The sequence below is a fragment of the Pseudomonas sp. DWP2-2 genome (genome assembly GCF_049897065.1).
In the GTDB taxonomy this organism is placed as follows: domain Bacteria; phylum Pseudomonadota; class Gammaproteobacteria; order Pseudomonadales; family Pseudomonadaceae; genus Aquipseudomonas; species Aquipseudomonas paracarnis.
Map to the genome: position 1 here is coordinate 203,067 of NZ_JAFCVN010000009.1, position 18,171 is coordinate 221,237.

Here is an 18,171-nt window from a genome sequence, read left to right on the forward strand (position 1 = left end):
AAGCCACGTCAACGAAAAAGACCCTTCTGCGAGTTCTGCACAGGCAGAAAAAATTGTAGTAGTTAATTCATCTCGAGTAAATCATGTCTTTTAAAGAAAGACCAATCTTTCATGGTAGGTCGTACACGACTATTCAACGATACCCAACGACTTAATGAATTCATCGCAGGGTAATGGTCGACCAAACAGGTAACCCTGTAGGAAATCCACGCCCTGGGCAACGAGGTATTCACACTGTTGGGCTGTTTCCACGCCTTCGGCAACAATGCCTAGATCCAGCTTGACCGACAACTCTATGATGCTGTCTAGAATATGCCGCGACAGCGCATCCGCACCGATCATGGCGACAAAGCTTTGATCGATCTTCAAGTAGTCGACATTGAAATTGCGCAAATAGCCCAAGCTGGAGTGGCCGGTGCCGAAGTCATCAATGGCGATCATGACCCCCATTTGATGCAGCGCCTCGAACAGGCGGCGGGTGGTCTCGGTGGGTTCGATCAGTTCCCGCTCGGTCAACTCCAGCACCAGGGTGACCTGGCCGGGTGGGAACGCGGCGAGGAATTCCCGGCAGTCCTGCACCAGCGCCATGTCCTGGCAATGGCGGGCTGTGATGTTCACGCCGATATGAAAGCCAGGGCTGAAGCGTGCGGCATGGGGCGCCAATTGCACGGCGGTCTGGCGCAGCAGGGCACGGGTCATCGGCACGATCAGGCCAGAGTCTTCGGCCAGGGGAATAAACAGGTCCGGGCGCACCAGGCCTTCTTTGGGATGCTTCCAGCGCATCAGGACCTCACAGCCGGCCCATTGGCGTGTGTCACCCCGTACCACCGGTTGGAAATACGGGATGAACTCATTGGCTCCCAAGGCGCGTTGTAACTCGTGGGTCGGCGCGGACGAGCGTTTTTGCAGCCAGTGAGCGAGCAGCCCCGCCAATATCCCGAAGAACACCACCAGGCTGAACAGCGCCGGATACCGCGCCTGCATGTAGCGCCAGACTTCACCCTCGGGCATCCCGGCCTCGACATTGTATTGATAGCGCTCGGAAGCCAGGCGTTGTGGCGCCACGGCAAATACCGGCAGCGCGCCTTGATGCACCTTGCCGTCGGCACCCAGCCAGTTCGGGCCGACGTGCAGTACCAAGTGCGCGTAACGGCTGATCAGGCGCAAGGCGTTGGTGAGGTGGTAACCGTCAACCGAGGCAAACGCGCCTTGATCGCCTTCCACCAGGCGATACACCAATAGCGCGGTATCGGGTGTAACGGGGTTGCCATTCATCAACCACAGGCGCCCATCGACATAGTCGTCCGGGTTGACGGGCGATTGGTAGCGACCGCCAAACAACGAACTGCAATAGATGTTTTTCTGCCAGGACAGCGTCGTGGCCCGCACAAACGGCCGGCGCGTGACTTGTTCACGTAGCGCCAACTTGGCGACGCTGTCACAAGGTTTACCGGCCAGCGGCAGCAAAGCCTGGGCAGCGATGGCGGTATTGTCCAGCATCAGGTCGAACTGGCGCACCGCTTCTTGAGCGGTTTGCGCTGTGCTTTGCTCGAGCGTGCGTTCGGCTTGCCAGTAAAGAATTACCACCCCCAACAGAATGGGCAGCAGCCCGCACAGGGTGCTGATGAAATAGCGTGCGGCTCGGCTTCGTGGGCCTTTGACGGTCAGGGGCATGGGAGCAGTCAATCGTGAAAAAGAGAGTGGGCTCTGCCGATGATAGATGGCATTGCACGGGGCTGCTCACTTGTTTAACGCCTACTGACCTAGCCGTTCGGTCAGTTGTGGCGGGCACTTCAACTTGGCAACATAAACTTCATTGCAAAACGTAAGAGACTCGGTAGCCCTTAATCCCTACAGCCTCTTTCATAGCCGCTCAGCCCAATTTTGGCGGGAGGGCCGCGTCTCGCCCTTCGATTGATGAGTCATGGCTTGCAACTCTTTCACTGACATTCACGAGGAAGTATCTGTAATGAAAACTATCGCATTGGCCGTTGTATTTCTGGCGGTCACCGGCGTTGCCGCTTTGCCTGTTGTCGCCGCAGACGGCAAGATCACCTTGACCGGTGAAATCACCGGCACCACTTGCAGCATCAGCGGTGGCACGGGCTCTGCGCCCGGCACCAGCCCGGACTTTTCGGTGCCACTCAACAAGGTCCAGGCCAGCGCGCTCAAGGCGCCCGGCCAGACTGCCGGGGCGAAACCCTATTACATCCATGTCGGTTCCTGCCCGAAGGATACGACCGTCGCCGTGATGTATGAGAGCAGCAGCCCCGCGATCAATCCGGCGACCGGTAACCTGGTCAACCAGGCACCCGCCAAGCCGACGCCTGCCACCCTCGTTGAGGTGCAACTTGTGGATGGCGTCACCCACCAGCCCATGGATTTGCGCCTGGGCCAGAACTCCAGCCCCGCGAAAGTCCCGGCAAGCGGCGAGGTGTCGCTGCCCTTTGCTGCCCAATACATTGCCACGGGCACTGCTACGCCAGGCCCGGTCAGTACGCAAGTGCTGTATTCGGTGACGTTCCCCTGATCGAGGCCCCGTTGCCTGGCCGTGCGCCAGGCAAGGACAGACGAAATGCTTGCCCGGACATTGCTAGTGACCCCCCTGCTGAGCGCACTGCTGACCAGTGTCGGGTTGCTGTCCGCCGCTCACGCCGGCGTAGTGATCGACGGCACGCGGCACATCTATCCGCAGCAGCGTCGAGAAATCACGCTGCGCCTGACCAATGACGATCAGCGAGCGCCGCGCCTGGTCCAAGTGTGGCTGGACCAAGGCGACCCGGCGCAAGACCCCACCGGCAGCGACGTGCCGTTCAGCCTGTCGCCACCTGTGTTTCGCATGGACGCGGGCAAAAGCCAGGTAGTGCGACTGGTGTATACCCAGGACCCACTGCCGGATGACCGCGAATCGTTGTTCTGGCTCAACGCCTTGGAGATACCGCCCAAGGTCAACGTGGCACCGGGCAGCCCGCAAGAGGCCCCTTCGAACCACCTGCAGTTCGCTTTTCGTATCCGCACCAAAGTGTTTTTCCGCCCGGCCCAATTGCCGGGCTCCGCGGACGAGGCGCCCACCCACTTACGCTGGACCCTGCACCGGAGTGCCCAGGGGCCGCTACTGGAAGTGCACAACCCATCGGCTTATCACGTGACCTTCAATGAGGTTGCCTTGGCCATGGGCTCGGGCCCGGGTGCTCGCCTGTTACCGGCGGGAGAGGGCATGGTGCCCCCCGGCGGCAGCCTGAAGCTGCCCGTCAAGGATGTCGCACAAGCAATACCCGCCGACGCCCAGGTGCATTTCAAATACATCAATGATTACGGCGCATTCTCCGTGCCGCAGCGTGCTCCCCTGAAGTTCTGATCATGTATGCCTTATTGCAAATACCCGTTCACCGCTTTACGGCCTGGCTGTTTGCCAACCCCAACTTACTGCTGTGGCTGGGCCTGCTCAGTACCTTATTGATGTCGGCAGAAGCCGCGCCACTGGTGTTTGACATCGAGGCGTTCGCCAGCGGCCTGTCCTCTTCGGCAGATATCTCACGCTTCAATACCAGCAACGTGTTGGCGCCAGGTGTTTACCGCGTAGATGTGATGCTCAACGGGCAATCGATGGGGCGCCGCGAGATCACCTTCGCCCCCCTTGCCGGACAGGACGACGCCCAGCCTTGCCTGAACGCTGCCGAGCTTGGCCAACTGGGGGTTTCTGTGCAGGCGCTGGCGGATAACACCGAGCATGCCTGCCGGGATTTTGCCGAGTGGATACCCATGGCCAGCAGCCGCGTCGATATCGAGACCCTGACCCTGGATGTCAGCATCCCGCAGATCTATATCAACCGTTCCGCGCGCGGCTACATTGACCCGTCTGAATGGGACAATGGCATTGACGCCGCGCTGCTCAACTACAACTTCAGTGCCGCGACGGCGACAGCGGGCGCCGGTGAGGATCGTGGCTACCTGGGCCTCAACGGCGGTCTCAACCTGGGCGACTGGCGACTGCGCCATCAGGGTGGGCAGGCGTGGGCATCCGGTAGCGGCCTGGCGCGTTATCAACACACCGCCACCTACCTGCAACGGTCCCTTGGCGCCTGGCGTTCACAACTGACCGTCGGCGACAGCTTCAGCAGTGGCCAGATCCTCGACGGTGTGCGTGTACGCGGCATCACCCTGGCCACCGATGACCGCATGCTTGCCCAGTCGCAACAAGGCTATGCGCCTCAGGTGCGAGGCATTGCCGACAGCAATGCAACGGTGACAGTGCGCCAGAACGGCTACACCCTCTACGAAACCACAGTGGCCCCGGGGCCGTTTGTCATCGATGACCTGTACCCCACCGGGTACGGCGGCGACCTGCACGTCAGCGTCACCGAGGTCGACGGCCGGCGCAGCAGCTTCGTGGTGCCTTACTCCGTGGTGCCTTACCTGCTGCGTGACGGTGCCAGCCACTACAGCGTGACCTTGGGGCAGTTGCAGCAATACGGCGTCAGCGATGCCAGCCCGCTGATCTTGCAGGGTACGCTGCAGCATGGCCTGGGCGATCGTCTGAGCGCCTATGGTGGCAGTACGCTTTCCCCAGGCTACGGCCAGGCCAAAGCCGGCCTGGCGATGAGTACTCCGATTGGCGCGTTCTCCCTCGACAACACCCACTCGCGCACCCAAGTTCTGGGGCTGGGCGTAGTCGGCGGGCAAAGCTGGGGCCTGGCCTATAACAAGAACCTGCCGTTCTCGGGAACGCACTTTGCGCTGGGCGCCTATCGTTTCTCCACGGACGGGTACCTGAACCTGCCTGATGCGCTCAATGTGCGGGAACTGGCCCGCCAAGGCGGGAGTATCAACAGTTACGCGAGGCAGAAAAGCCGCCTCGACCTGACAATCAGCCAGCAGTTGGGCGCAGGCTCGCTGAGCCTGTATGGCAGCTCCATCGACTACTGGGCGGGCCGCCAAGGGCGCCAGACATCCTTCACCCTCAGTTATGCGGCTAATTGGAAGTCACTCAACTGGAACCTTTCGGCGCAGCGCTCGCGTGTCAGTGAAACCCATCAATTGAACGATCACGAGCGCAGCGACGAAATCTTTTTTGGCCGGTCGGCGCAAGCCGGGCGCGTGGATAATCACCTGGTTCTGACACTGTCCATGCCATTGGGCGCAGGAACGCGTGCGCCAACCCTGAGCAGCAGCCTGTCGCACGATGCTGGCGATTCACGCGGCAGCCAGCATCAGGTGGGAATCAATGGTTTGCTGGGTGACACCGGTGAAGCCAGCTACGGGCTGACTGGCAGCCGTGGCACGGGCCACCAGCAAGGCTCCAGCTTCAATGCCTACGCGGGCTATCGCAGCCGGGCTGCAAGCCTGCGGGCCGGCTATGCCCAGGCCCGCGACAGTTCGCAACTATCCATGAGTGCCGATGGCGGGCTGATAGCCCACGAGGGTGGCGTGACTTTCGCGCAAAACCTCGGTGAAGCCTCGGCACTGGTGTATGCGCCGGATGCACAAGGTGCCCGGCTCGGCAGCAGCGGGGCGCGTATCGATAAGCAGGGTTATGCGGTGCTGCCAGCCCTCAGGGCTTATCAGCGCAATGAAGTAGATATCGATCCCGAGGGCATGCCCATGGATGTCGAACTCAAGGAATCGAGTCACGCCGTGGTGCCGACGCTGGGAGCCGTCTCACTGGTCAGGTTCGAGACCGTCAGTGGCCGTGCCGTGGTGATCAAGGCCACTCATATGGGTGGCAAGCCGTTGCCATTTGCCGCGCAAGTGTTTGACGAGCGCGGCGTCGAAATCGGCGTGATCGGCCAGGCTGGCAAGGCTTTTGTGCGCGGGGTTGCCGACCAGGGGCGGTTGACGGTGCGCTGGAATGCAGGGGCGGCTGACCAGTGCTTCATCCATTACCGTTTGCCGCCGCGCAGGCCCGAGCAACGCCAGGAAAGCGCGGACCAGTTGGTCAGTCAATGTGCCGACCATGGTGATGCGGACGAGGAGCGCAGTTGATGACTCATCGATTGCTCCGCGTGCTGCTTGGCCTGGCCCTGGCGGTGCAGACAGTATTGGCCCATGGGGAAATCGTCATTGACCGCACGCGCATCATTTACCCGGCCAGCGCCGCTGGGGTAACGGTCAACCTGCACAATGAGGCCGACGGCCCGCGATTGGCCCAGGTGTGGATCGATGCGGGGGACCCGCAGGTCGCGCCCGAGTCCAGTGATGTGCCCTTTACGGTGACCCCGCCGATCCTGCGCCTGGATGCCGGCAAGCACCGCGCATTGCGGGTGATGTACCACGCGACCCAAGACAAGGCCATGGCCGTGCCTCAGGAGTTGGTGTACTGGCTGAATGTGCTGGGGATCCGCCCGTCTGTCGACACCGGCAACCAGCTGCAATTTGCCTTTCGCACACGGATCAAGCTCTTCCTGCGCCCGGACGCGTTGCCAGGCCAAGCGCAGCAGGCGGTGGATACGTTGCAGTGGCGCCTGGCAGGCGACGGCCCGGTCCTGCAGGTGCGCAATCCCAGTGCCTTTCATGTGACGCTTTCCAGCGTGTTGCTGACCGTCGATGGCGTCGAGTACCACAGTGAGGCCCCGCCGATGCTGTTGCCGCGCTCGGTTGCCCGCATCGTGCTGGAGGGCCCGGCGCCGTGGGGGCAGGGTACGGTCGCGCTGCGATTTACCACCCTGGATGACCATGGCATGACGCGTACGCACACAGTGTCTTTGGGGCACACGAAGGATTTGGCGATATGAACGGTGTCCGGCAATTTATGTTCAGGTTTTTACAGATTGGCGTGTGCTTGAGTATTTGCGCAGTCGCGATGGACGCACAGGCGCATTTCAATGCAGGCGTCTGTACCCCCCAAGCCCCGGTGACGCTGTTCGTCCCGCCCATCACCCTGCCTGACAACCTGCAGGTGGGCGAGGCGATTGGCTACCCAAGTGGCTATGACTTCGCCGGCAATGGCTTTGTCATGCGGTGCCGCTACACCGACTGGCCATTGTCGCAGCCGGTGTCGGCCAACATCAGCGTGGTCAATTCGCCGGCGACCGGCATAACGTTCAACGCAAATGGGCTGACGTTGCCGGTCTATGCGACCAGCTACCCTGGCGTCGGGTTCGTCATGATGGCCGGGGATCCGTCCCAGCATTTGAAGGTCATCACCCACACCGGCGTCACGCTGTTGGACACCAAGCACAACAAACCCAATGGCTGGGGCCTGCAAGGGCGCGTGTATCTGGTGGCGACGGGCCCGATCACCTCGGGCACCATCCCTGGGAACACAGTCGCCAGGTATATGCTGACCAATGTCAATATCGAAAGCCCCGGCGCTGCCTCGGTCAACTTCGCCGATACGGTGATATTGCCGCCGCAAAAGCCAACTTGCCGGGTGACCACGCCGTCGCTTGCAATGCCGCTGGGGCAGGTGCCCAGCCGTGATTTCAAGGGAGTCGGCAGCAGCGCCGGCAGCGTTAGTCGCGACATAACCCTGGACTGTGCCGGCGGCACCGGCGGCATCCTGGATGTATGGATCACCGTGACTGACCAGACGGAACCCGGCAACCGCAGTAACCAGTTGTCCTTGACCCGCAACTCGCACGCCCGCGGCGTCGCCCTGCAATTGCTCAGTGGCGATCGGTTGGTAAGCTATGGGCCCGATTCCTCCGGCGTGGGCAACCCGAACCAATGGCAGGTCGCAAACACGGGCAACGGCGCCCTGACGATTCCCTTGACCGCCCGTTACGTTCAAACCGCGTCGACCATCAAGCCTGGTACCGCCAACGGCCTGGCCTCGTTTACCCTGAGTTACCGGTGAGCCCCGGGATCAGGGTACAGCGTTTGCGCCAGTGCGATAAACGCCAGGGTTGCGGGAGAGGCCTGGCGGCGATCCAGCACCGCCAGGCCTATGCGGCGCGGTACGCCCGGTGACAACGGGCGGGCAACGTAGCGCTGGTCGGCATCGGCCGGCAGTGAGCCCTGGGCCACGATACTCAGGCCGTCGCCGCGGCTTACAGCTTCCAGGGTAGTAAGTAGCTGAGTGCAGCGATAACGCACTTTAGGTTGCAACTGCGCTTCACCAAACAACCGCGTGACCAGCTCTGCTGAGCCTGCCTCGGTCAGGATGAACGGGTCATCGCACAACGCTTTCAAAGGTACCGCCATGCTTGCCGCCAAGGCATGGCCGACCGGTATCAGCGCCACCAGTTGGTCTTCGAGCAGGGCCACGGTGTCGAAGCGTTCCTGCTCCAGTACCACGAAGCCCACATCCACCCGGCGCTGATCCAGCCATTGAACGACCTGCCGGTCCGGCCCTTCGTCTATATGTACCTCGATACCCGGATAGTCCCTTCGAAAGTGGCTGAGAATGGTTGGTAGCAAACGGTTCGAAGCGGTGGGGCCGAACGACCCTATACGCAATGTACCGCGCTTCATCCCGCGGGCATCGGCGGCTTCCTGCTGCAAGGTGTTGGCCAGGCCCAGCATGCCCCGTGCGCGCCCAAGTAACTGCGCGCCGATATCGCTCAGTTCCACCAGGGTCTGGTGCCGGCGAAACAACTCTACCCCCAGTTCCTGCTCCAGGGCCTTGATCGCATGGGACACCGCCGATTGGCTGATGCCCAGGCGATGCGCCGCACTGGTGAAGCCTCGGAGTTCGGCGACCAGGGAGAAGATTTCCAGCTGGGTCAGGGTCATGAGTAAAGCCTTGTTTTACGATGACAAATCATTAGTAAAAGAATAGTCCCATCCTTTCTCACGTTGAGCACATTCTTATGCATGCCCGCGAAGGCCTCACTTACCTGAAGCTGGCCGCTGTCACCATGATCTGGGGCGGGACCTTCGTCGCCGGGCGCTTTCTGGCCGATCACGTGGACCCGCTGCTCGCGGCCTGCCTGCGGTTTATCCTGGCCAGCCTCGCGTTGCTGCTGTTCCTGGCCTGCGCGCGCATCCCACTGGCGCGCCCAACTACAGGGCAAATGGCGCGGCTGGTACTGCTGGGCCTATGCGGCATCTTTTTCTACAACCTGTGTTTTTTCTATGGCCTTCACTACATCAATGCGTCGCGGGCGTCCTTGATCGTGGCATTGAACCCGGCAGTGATCGGCCTGGCGTCCTGGTTGTTGTTCAAGGAGCGCCTGGGCCGGGCCAAGTGGCTGGGTATCGGGCTGTGCCTGGTGGGGGCGGCTGTGGTGATCGTGAGCCGCAATCCCAACCTCATGCAGGGGGCCCGCAACGCTTGGATCGGTGACCTGTTGATCCTGGGCTGCGTAATGGCCTGGGGGGCCTATTCGCTGCTGTCTCGGGAACTCAACCAGACGTTGGGGCCGGTGCAAACCGTCACTTGGTCGGTGCTGTGGGGTACGCTGATGTTGACCCTTGCCACCCTCGCCACCGGTCGGCTGACGCTGCAAGGTTTCAGCGCGCTGCAGCTGGCGCAGTGGTACAGCCTGCTGTACCTGGGTGTGCTGGGTTCGGCCCTGGCCTATATTGGTTACTACGACGGCATCCGGCGAATCGGCGCGACCCGCTCCGGGGTGTTCATCGCCCTCAACCCGCTGACAGCGGTGATATGTGGCGCGTTGCTGCTGGACGAAGCCTTGACGGTGCCGATGCTGGCGGGTGGCGCGGTCATCCTGTTGGGCATCTACCTGTGCAACAAACCCCTTGCGCGGGGCAGGGCAATGGGGATTTGATAAGAGTACGGACAAACCTGGTTACGCTGTGTAGAATCAGTTTACGCATACAAGAATATGGACTTGCGCTCACGCAAGCCTCGGCCGTCAGAGACTGATGACACCATGAAGCTACTTGGCTCCCCCCTCATCTTTGGTGACTTCCTCGCCCGCAGCGTGCGAGGCCTTTCTTGTGCGCCACCCTCCAGCCTCATCCTTGCTTGCAACTAAACAATTGCTACCCACAAGAATGATGAGGCACCGAACATGACCGACCAACTCGACAACCCAATGGGCCTGATGGGCTTTGAATTCATCGAATTTGCATCGCCCACCCCAGGCACCCTGGAGCCGATCTTCGAGATCATGGGTTTCACCAAAGTGGCGACCCACCGTTCCAAGAACGTGCACCTGTATCGCCAGGGCGAGATCAACCTGATCCTCAACAACGAACCCGATAGCCTCGCTTCTTACTTCGCGGCCGAGCATGGCCCGTCGGTGTGCGGCATGGCGTTCCGCGTCAAGGACTCGCAACAGGCCTACAAACGTGCCCTGGAGCTGGGCGCCCAGCCGATCCACATCGACACCGGCCCGATGGAGCTGAACCTGCCGGCGATCAAAGGCATTGGCGGTTCGCCGTTGTACCTGATCGACCGGTTCGGCGAAGGCAACTCGATCTACGACATCGACTTCGTCTACCTCGAAGGTGTTGATCGCAACCCGGTAGGCGCTGGCCTGAAGGTCATCGACCACCTGACCCACAACGTCTATCGCGGGCGCATGATCTATTGGGCCAACTTCTACGAGAAGCTGTTCAACTTCCGCGAAGCGCGTTATTTCGATATCAAGGGCGAGTACACCGGCCTGACCTCCAAGGCCATGAGCGCGCCGGACGGCAAGATCCGTATCCCGTTGAACGAGGAGTCGTCCAAGGGGGCCGGGCAGATCGAAGAGTTCCTGATGCAGTTCAACGGTGAGGGTATCCAGCACGTCGCGTTCCTCACCGACGACCTGGTCAAGACCTGGGATGCACTGAAGAAGATCGGCATGCGCTTCATGACGGCGCCGCCAGACACGTATTACGAAATGCTCGAAGGCCGCCTGCCGAACCACGGTGAACCAGTGGACCAGTTGCAATCGCGCGGCATCCTGCTGGACGGCTCGTCGATTGCCGGTGACAAGCGTCTTCTGTTGCAGATCTTCTCGGAAACCCTGATGGGCCCGGTGTTCTTCGAGTTCATCCAGCGCAAAGGCGACGATGGGTTTGGCGAGGGCAACTTCAAGGCACTGTTCGAGTCGATCGAGCGCGACCAGGTGCGTCGTGGGGTCTTGACCGCCGACTGATCCATGTGAGGCCGGGCAGGCTGTTCCGGCGCTTCACGCACAGGCTCCGTATCGAAAGGTACGGAGCCTTTTTTTGCCTGCCAAACAGGTCTGACCGATCTTGTAACAGACAAATCCTCGGGGCAGGGGAACGGAGTCGACATGGCTTCCACTCAGGAGTGACGCAAGAGCTGATCTTCTCCTGTGTCGCAACCTTGCGTTTCGCGAACCCCAATTGTGAGGAAAGACTGATTATGACAAAACAAACTCTGGCGGCTGCAGTGCTCGCTTTGTGCGGCTTCGCTGCCAGCTCCGCGCATGCGGCAGACGGTACCATCACGATCACCGGCTCGGTCAGTGGCACCACCTGCACCATCAGCGGCGGTACCGGGGCCTCGCCAGGCTCAGGCGCCAACTTTCCGGTAGTGCTTGACCGCGTACAAACCTCGGCTCTCAAGGCAGCAGGCGATACGGCAGGCGCCAAGCGCTACTTTGTGTATGTGGGCGGCTCGGGCGGGTGTCCGGACGGTACCAAGGTCGCCGTACGTTATGAACCGACCAGCCCTGGCATCAACCCGGCAACCGGCAACCTGCGTAACACGGCAACGGCGACACCCGCCTCCCGGGTAGAGGTACAAATTCTCGATGGGGCTTCCAACACGCCAATGGACTTGCGCACAGGTAATAACTCGACCGTTGCCACCGTTACCAGTGGTCTGGCGACCTTGCCGTTTTACGCACGCTACATCGCCAACGGCGGAGCGGCAGGCGCGGGCAATGTCACCAGCAGCGTGCAGTACTCGGTCACCTTTCCTTGATGCAGCCAGGCTGATGACCACTGCGTTTGTTGCCTGAGATCCTCGCTCGACCCAGTGGTCGGGCGCAGGACAACCGTTTTCAAGGATTACCTGATGCAGGATTTACTGATGATCTTGAGTCGTCGTGTGGTGCGGGTCGCGCTGAGCCTGGCCTTGGGGATGGCATCGCACACGGTGCACGCGGGAGTGGTTATCGACGGTACGCGACAGATTTACCCCGAGCCGCGACGTGAGGTCACCGTGCGAGTAACCAATGATGACAAACACGCGCCCCGCCTGGTCCAGGCGTGGCTGGACGCGGGTGACGCGCAGGAAGCGCCGACACTGAGCGATGTGCCTTTCGTCCTGTCTCCTCCGGTATTTCGCCTGGACGCCGGCAAAAGTCAGTCCATGCGCCTGTCCTACACCAAGGCACCGCTGCCGACGGATAGAGAGTCGCTGTTCTGGTTGAACGTACTCGAAGTGCCTGGCGCTGCCAGTGAGTTTGACCCCACGCTTGAAGACAGCCAGCGGAATCACTTCAAGTTCGCGTTTCGTATCCGCACCAAAGTGTTTTTTCGTCCGGCGCAGTTACCTGGAACACCCGAGGAGGCGCCTGGGCTGTTGCGCTGGTCCGTGGAACGGGGCGCCCAAGGCAGCGTGATACAGGTGCATAACCCCTCGGCGTATCACGTCACCTTCAACGACATTGTCCTGCTCATGGGCTCTGGTCCCGAAGCGGAAAAACTGTCCCTGACGGAGGGCATGGTGGAGCCAGGAGGCACGTTGAAGGTGCCGGTGCCGAAAGCCGCGAAGGTAATACCCGCCGATGCGCGGGTGGATTTCACTTACATCAACGATTTCGGCGGCTTTTCATCCGCGCAGCCTGCTGTATTGCACCGCTGAACGCGGCCCCTAAACGTTGCTGATGGCAAGCAAACGTACATTTCTCAGCGTCCACTGAAGTCATAACTATGCCTAGTCACATCCAAGTACGGGTGCATCGCTGCGCCCCGATTTTGCCATTCCAGCATCGCACGATAATGCTGGGCGGTTTGATGAGTGCGGCCGTGATCGCCAGCGATGTCGCGCTTGCGGCTGAGTTGAGCTTTGATCTGAACGCATTCTCCAGTGGCCTGGCGTCGTCGGTTGACACGTCACGGTTCAATACCAGCAACCAGATGAGCCCTGGCGTATACCGCGTAGATATCGTAGTCAACGGCCAGACCCTGGGGCGCAGGGAGGTGGAGTTTGTTGCGGCCCATGCAAAGACCGGGGCGCAGCCGTGCTTGAGTCGTGAAGTATTGGAAAAAATCGGTATCGCGATGGATAAAGTCGATACTGATGCCCATGGGCGCGAACTCTCGAACCCTGCCGCCGCCGGCCAGTACTGCGGCGACCTGGGGCAGTGGATTCCGATGGCATCCAGCACGTTCGATCCGGGTGCACTCGAGTTGGCGGCCAGCGTGCCGCAGGCCTACATGAAGCGTTCCATGCGCGGCTACATTGACCCCGAGTTGTTGGATGAGGGCATTGCCGCCGGGCTGCTCAATTACAACTTCAGTACCAATACGGTCACCGCAGGTGAAGGTGACGGTCGTACTTACCTGGGCCTCAATGCCGGTATCAACCTGGGTGCATGGCGCTTGCGACATCAGGGCGCCCAGGCCTGGGGCAACCGCACTGGCTTTGAGACTTATCAGAACACGTCCACTTATGTACAGCGCAGCATCATCCCCTGGCAGTCACAACTGACCCTCGGAGACACCTTCAGCAACGGACAGATTGTCGACGGGGTGCGCGTGCGGGGCGTCACTCTGGCCACCGACGACCGGATGCGCCCGCAGACGCAGCAAGGTTACGCACCGCAGGTTCGGGGGACGGCCGACAGTAATGCAACGGTCACGGTCAGCCAGAACGGCTACACCATTTATGAGACCACGGTGCCGCCCGGCCCCTTTGTTATCAGTGACCTGCATGCCACCGGCTACGGTGGTGATTTGATCGTCAGCGTGACCGAAGTCGACGGGCGTCGGAACACCTTCGTCGTGCCGTACTCGGTGGCCCCGCAGTTATTGCGCGCCGACGCGACAAAGTACAGCGCCACCTTGGGTAAGGTGCAGCAAAAGGGCGTTGACGCGAAGGGCGCCAACGTCTTTCAAGGCACTTTGCAGCACGGTTTGACCGATGATCTGACGGTCTACGGTGGCGGTAGTGTTTCCAAAGGCTATGAACAGGGAAAGCTCGGTATCGCGTTGAATACGTCCTTCGGTGCGTTCTCTCTGGACACTGCCACCTCCCATACCGAGGTGCCCGATCATGGGCGCCAGTCCGGGCAAAGCCTGGGGCTGGGTTACAACAAAAGCCTGCCGGCCTCGGGTACGCATTTTGCGCTGGGTGCGTATCGGTTCTCCACCGAGGGTTACCTGAACCTGCAGGATGCACTGAATGTGCGCGAAATCGCGAGCCGGGCAGGTGACATCAACAGCTATGCCCGGCAAAAAAGCCGGCTCGACATGACAGTCAGCCAGCAGTTGGGTATCGGCACCTTGAGCTTGTACGGCAGCTCCGTCGACTATTGGGGAGGACAGGAAGGGCGCCAGGTTTCATTCACCGCCAGCTATGGCTCGACCTGGAACAAGGTCAACTGGAACCTGTCGGCACAGCGTTCCAGGGTCCAGGACACGCGACAACTGACCCAAAGCGAGCTCAGCGACGATGTGTTTTTCGGGCGTATCGGCCAACCCGGGCGTATCGATAACCGCTACATGCTCACACTGTCGATGCCGCTGGGGGGCGAATCGCGAGCGCCGACGATCAATACTTCGTTCTCCCGGGACACCGGTGATACACGGGGCAGCCAGCAGCAGGTGGGCATCAACGGGTTCCTGGGCGAGGACACCGCGCTCAACTACGGTGTTTCAGCCAGCCGCGCAACCACTGAAAGCACGCACTCCGGCCAGTTCAACACCTATGCCGGCTATCGCACGGATGCCACCCAACTGCGTGCCGGATATAGCCAGAGCCGCGATAGCTCGCAGCTTTCGTTTGGCGCCGATGGTGGGGTGGTCGTTCATGCCGAAGGTATCGCGTTCTCGCAAAGCCTAGGCGAAGCCTCGGCGCTGGTGCATGTGCCAGGTGCAGAAGGGGCCAGGCTCGGGGGGAGCAGCGGTGCACGGGTCAACAGCAGCGGGTTCGCTGTCGTGCCCAATCTGACGGCGTTCCAGAATAATACGGTGGAAATCGATCCGGAAGACATGTCGATGGATGTAGAGCTCCAGGAGTCGACGCGCAACGTCGTACCGACCTCGGGCGCAGTATCGCTGGTCAAGTTCGACACGCTCAGTGGTCGGGCGGTACTGGTCAAGGGCGTCCACGAGAATGGCAGCCCGCTGCCATTTGCAGCACAGGTATTTGATGCGCAAGGGCGTGAGGTAGGCGTGGTGGGGCAGGCCAGTAAAGCCTTCGTCCGAGACATCCCGCAGGAAGGTCGTCTGACCGTCAAGTGGGGCAGCAAAATCGCCGAGCAGTGCGATATCTACTACCACATGCCGCCGATCACCGAGGGCCAACGACAGGCCACTACCGATTACCTTCAGGGGGTGTGCGTGGCAAGCCAAGGGCGCCAGGTTGCGGGGCAGCTATGAGTGAGTGCCGATGGATGACTGTTGCGGCGCATGACTTATTCGATATGACAGAGGTGTTGTTTTCATGACTAGGTTTTCACTTGCCAGCGTGGTGCTGGGAGGATGGATGGTGGCGCTGGAAGCTCAAGCGATCACCTGTGCCCCCGGCCCGGCGGTGAATATTTCCATTCCCCCGATCACGGTTGCGGCCGGGCAGCAAATCGGGCAGGTGGTCGGGTCCGCCAATGGCTATCGCTTCGACAGTCCTCCATCGTCCGCGCTTCGGTGTACCACACGAATTGCTTTAGGGGCACAGGCCAGGCTGGCACTGGTCAATAGCACGCCGACGGGCCGGACATTTTTCGCTAGCGGGCTTTCAATGCCAGTGTATGCCACCAATGTGCCTGGGGTGGGGTTTGCCCTGATGGCGAGGGACCCGAACCGGCCGTTCATGGCCATCAACACGGCAGGTGTCACACTCATTGTTGGAGATGCCAGAGCAAGGCCCATCGTCCTTGGGCTTGATACCCGAATTTATTTTGTCGCCACAGGCGCCATAACGGGTGGCACGATCACCGCCAGAAACATTGCAAGGTATACGATCACCGGCACGCCCATCACCGGCGCTGGCTATTACGCAGTGAACTTCTCCAACGTCACCATCAATGCGCCACGAAAACCCACCTGCAGGGTCTCAACACCTTCGGTCGCCATGCCTATGCCGGCCGTGGCTGCTCGTGATTTTCGCGGCGTGGGCAGTTTCGCCGGCAGCGTGACCCGCAATATCACACTGTCATGTGCGGGTGGCATCGGCGGGGCAACGCGTGACGTATTTGTGACGGTGACAGACCAGACCGTGCCGGCTAATCGCAGCGACGTACTGTCCTTGACCCGTACCTCTATGGCCAGTGGCGTTGCTCTGCAATTACTACGGGGGAACACGCTGGTGCGCTACGGGGCTGACTCCACGACGATTGGGAACCCGAATCAGTGGCTGGTCGGCAGTACTGGCAATGCGACTGTCCAGATCCCTTTGACCGCACGTTATATCCAGACCGCCTCCTCGATCCGTCCCGGCAGCGCGAACGGGTTGGCGTCATTCACAATGAGCTACCGATGAGCAGCGCGCTTTGGCGCGGGGGCCTGGGCGTGCTGATGAGCTTGCAGGCAATCGCCGTGCAGGGCGAAATCGTGATTGACCGCACGCGTGTCATCTACCCGGTTACCGCGCGCACGGTGGTGGTCAATCTGCACAATGAGGCTGACGGTCCGCGCCTAGTGCAAGCGTGGATCGATGATGGCGATGCGATGGCGGCACCCGAGAACAGTGATGTGCCGTTCACGATTACGCCACCCATCGCCCGTATGAACGCGGGTACCGGGCGCGCCTTGCGGATCATGCATGATCAAACGCCAAAACAGGTGGCAGACCGGGAGTCGGTGTACTGGCTGAACGTACTGGCAATCAGACCGAGCGTTGAGGCATCCGATGAAACCAACGCCCTGCAATTTGCCTTTCGTACGCGGATCAAGCTTTTCCTCCGGCCCGCCCAATTGCCGGGAAAGGTACAGGACGTGGTTCATGCGCTTCAATGGTGCCTAAGCCGAGGGGACGACGTGGGGTTGGAGGTGCTCAACCCCACGGCGTATCACGTGACCTTGTCTGGTGTGGTTCTGACACTCGGTGGTGTGGAGCATCACAGCGAAGATCCGCCGATGGTTGCACCTTATGCTACTGCACGGGTTGCGATACCTGAGTTGCCTAGCGGCGACCTATCCGGCCCGCAATTACAGTTCACCACCTTGGATGATGATGGGGCTACTCAACATCATCAAGCACAGTTGCAGTTTGTCGACTGTTCGTCGGTCAAACCCTACGCTGCCGCACCAGATGCTTGAACCCTTCGAACACCAGCACCATGACCGCGATCCAGATCGGGATGTAGGTCAGCCATTGGCCTGCCTTGATCCCTTCACCCAGCAGCAGCGCCACCACCAGCAACAGCACTGGCTCGACATAACTGAGCAGCCCGAACAGGCTGAACGCAAGCAGCCGGCTGGCGATGATATAGCTCACCAACGCCGAAGCGCTGATCAGACCCAGTATCGGGATCAGCGCATACAGATTGGGGTGGGCATCCATCACTGCAAAGCCCTGTTCGCCGCTTTGCACAAACCACCATGCCACCGGCAGCATCAGCGCCATGTCCAGCCACAGGCCGCCCAGGTGGTCGGTCTTGAGGTATTTACGCACGATAAAGTACAGCGGGTAACCGATGATCACCACCAGCGTCGCCCAGGAGAACCCACCTGCCTGGTATAACTCGTTGAGTACCCCGAGCCCGGCAAAAAACACCGCGACCTTTTGCAGGTAGGAAAGCTGTTCGCCCCACACCAGGCGCCCGGTGAGCACCATGGTCAGCGGCAGCAGGAAGTAACCGACCGACACATCCAGGCTGCGCCCGTTCAGTGGCGCCCACATGAACAACCACAGCTGCACGCCGAGCAAGGCCGACGACACCAGCACACCGCCGATCAGCCGTGGCTCGGCCGCGAGCATGCGCAGCAGTTCCCAGACCCGGCGCCACTCGCCGCTGACAAGCATGAACACCGTCATGCAGGGCACGGTGAGCAACATGCGCCAGCCGAAAATCTCCAGGCCACTCAAGGGCGTTAGCAGTGATGTGAAGTAATACATCACGGCAAACAACACCGAAGCCAAGACCGATAACACCACACCTTTAGACACGTTTTCCTCGCGAAAGCCAATTATTG

General features: G+C 60.7%; 15 protein-coding genes. 12 read left to right on the forward strand and 3 right to left on the reverse strand.

Going from position 1 to position 18,171, the window contains the following annotated elements:
- Nucleotides 1-129: 129 nt before the first annotated feature.
- Nucleotides 130-1,674 carry an EAL domain-containing protein gene (locus ACP7CZ_RS20095; protein ID WP_252950539.1) on the reverse strand — a complete coding sequence of 515 codons (1,545 nt, stop codon included), beginning with the start codon at nt 1,672-1,674 and terminating at the stop codon, nt 130-132.
- A gap of 295 nt (nt 1,675-1,969) precedes the next feature.
- On the opposite strand from ACP7CZ_RS20095, the gene ACP7CZ_RS20100 reads away from it, so the two are divergent.
- The 5 genes from ACP7CZ_RS20100 to ACP7CZ_RS20120 are packed head-to-tail and all read left to right on the forward strand — an operon-like array spanning nt 1,970 to nt 7,795.
- Nucleotides 1,970-2,530 carry a fimbrial protein gene (locus ACP7CZ_RS20100; RefSeq protein WP_054898434.1) on the forward strand — a complete coding sequence of 187 codons (561 nt, stop codon included), beginning with the start codon at nt 1,970-1,972 and terminating at the stop codon, nt 2,528-2,530.
- 45 nt (nt 2,531-2,575) lie between these two features.
- Nucleotides 2,576-3,358 (forward strand): fimbrial biogenesis chaperone, encoded by a 783-nt coding sequence (locus ACP7CZ_RS20105; RefSeq protein ID WP_034127487.1) that lies wholly within the window; start codon nt 2,576-2,578, stop codon nt 3,356-3,358.
- 2 nt (nt 3,359-3,360) lie between these two features.
- Nucleotides 3,361-5,982: a fimbria/pilus outer membrane usher protein gene (locus tag ACP7CZ_RS20110; RefSeq protein WP_252950537.1), complete on the forward strand. Its 2,622-nt coding sequence runs from the start codon at nt 3,361-3,363 to the stop codon at nt 5,980-5,982.
- Nucleotides 5,982-6,731, forward strand: a complete 750-nt coding sequence (locus ACP7CZ_RS20115; RefSeq protein ID WP_054919065.1) for a fimbrial biogenesis chaperone — start codon at nt 5,982-5,984, stop codon at nt 6,729-6,731. The genes ACP7CZ_RS20110 and ACP7CZ_RS20115 overlap by 1 nt, the downstream gene beginning before the upstream one ends.
- A gap of 17 nt (nt 6,732-6,748) precedes the next feature.
- Complete coding sequence (locus ACP7CZ_RS20120) at nt 6,749-7,795, forward strand: fimbrial protein (RefSeq protein ID WP_294204399.1); 1,047 nt, start codon at nt 6,749-6,751, stop codon at nt 7,793-7,795.
- On the opposite strand, the gene ACP7CZ_RS20125 is transcribed toward ACP7CZ_RS20120, so the two are convergent.
- Nucleotides 7,786-8,673 carry a LysR family transcriptional regulator gene (locus ACP7CZ_RS20125; RefSeq protein WP_057975860.1) on the reverse strand — a complete coding sequence of 296 codons (888 nt, stop codon included), beginning with the start codon at nt 8,671-8,673 and terminating at the stop codon, nt 7,786-7,788. The two genes, ACP7CZ_RS20120 and ACP7CZ_RS20125, sit on opposite strands and share 10 nt — an antisense overlap.
- A gap of 77 nt (nt 8,674-8,750) precedes the next feature.
- On the opposite strand from ACP7CZ_RS20125, the gene ACP7CZ_RS20130 reads away from it, so the two are divergent.
- The 7 genes from ACP7CZ_RS20130 (at nt 8,751) to ACP7CZ_RS20160 (ending at nt 17,295) form a co-directional block, all read left to right on the forward strand.
- Nucleotides 8,751-9,671 carry a DMT family transporter gene (locus ACP7CZ_RS20130; RefSeq protein ID WP_054898439.1) on the forward strand — a complete coding sequence of 307 codons (921 nt, stop codon included), beginning with the start codon at nt 8,751-8,753 and terminating at the stop codon, nt 9,669-9,671.
- Between the two features lie 246 nt (nt 9,672-9,917).
- Entirely contained in the window at nt 9,918-10,994 is a 1,077-nt protein-coding gene (gene hppD / locus ACP7CZ_RS20135; protein ID WP_034127483.1) for a 4-hydroxyphenylpyruvate dioxygenase, read from the forward strand.
- 233 nt (nt 10,995-11,227) lie between these two features.
- Nucleotides 11,228-11,791, forward strand: a complete 564-nt coding sequence (locus ACP7CZ_RS20140) for a fimbrial protein (RefSeq protein WP_034127482.1) — start codon at nt 11,228-11,230, stop codon at nt 11,789-11,791.
- 93 nt (nt 11,792-11,884) lie between these two features.
- On the forward strand, nt 11,885-12,676 hold the full coding sequence (locus tag ACP7CZ_RS20145) for a fimbrial biogenesis chaperone (RefSeq protein ID WP_229999370.1): 792 nt from the start codon (nt 11,885-11,887) through the stop codon (nt 12,674-12,676).
- Between the two features lie 68 nt (nt 12,677-12,744).
- Nucleotides 12,745-15,417 carry a fimbria/pilus outer membrane usher protein gene (locus ACP7CZ_RS20150; protein ID WP_294204400.1) on the forward strand — a complete coding sequence of 891 codons (2,673 nt, stop codon included), beginning with the start codon at nt 12,745-12,747 and terminating at the stop codon, nt 15,415-15,417.
- Between the two features lie 64 nt (nt 15,418-15,481).
- Nucleotides 15,482-16,516, forward strand: coding sequence for a fimbrial protein (locus ACP7CZ_RS20155; protein WP_080757688.1), 1,035 nt, complete (start codon nt 15,482-15,484; stop codon nt 16,514-16,516).
- Nucleotides 16,513-17,295 carry a fimbrial biogenesis chaperone gene (locus ACP7CZ_RS20160; RefSeq protein WP_052199965.1) on the forward strand — a complete coding sequence of 261 codons (783 nt, stop codon included), beginning with the start codon at nt 16,513-16,515 and terminating at the stop codon, nt 17,293-17,295. The genes ACP7CZ_RS20155 and ACP7CZ_RS20160 overlap by 4 nt, the downstream gene beginning before the upstream one ends.
- Here ACP7CZ_RS20160 and rarD read toward each other — a convergent pair.
- Complete coding sequence (gene rarD, locus ACP7CZ_RS20165) at nt 17,264-18,145, reverse strand: EamA family transporter RarD (protein WP_294362759.1); 882 nt, start codon at nt 18,143-18,145, stop codon at nt 17,264-17,266. The genes ACP7CZ_RS20160 and rarD overlap by 32 nt on opposite strands.
- Nucleotides 18,146-18,171 lie beyond the last annotated feature (26 nt).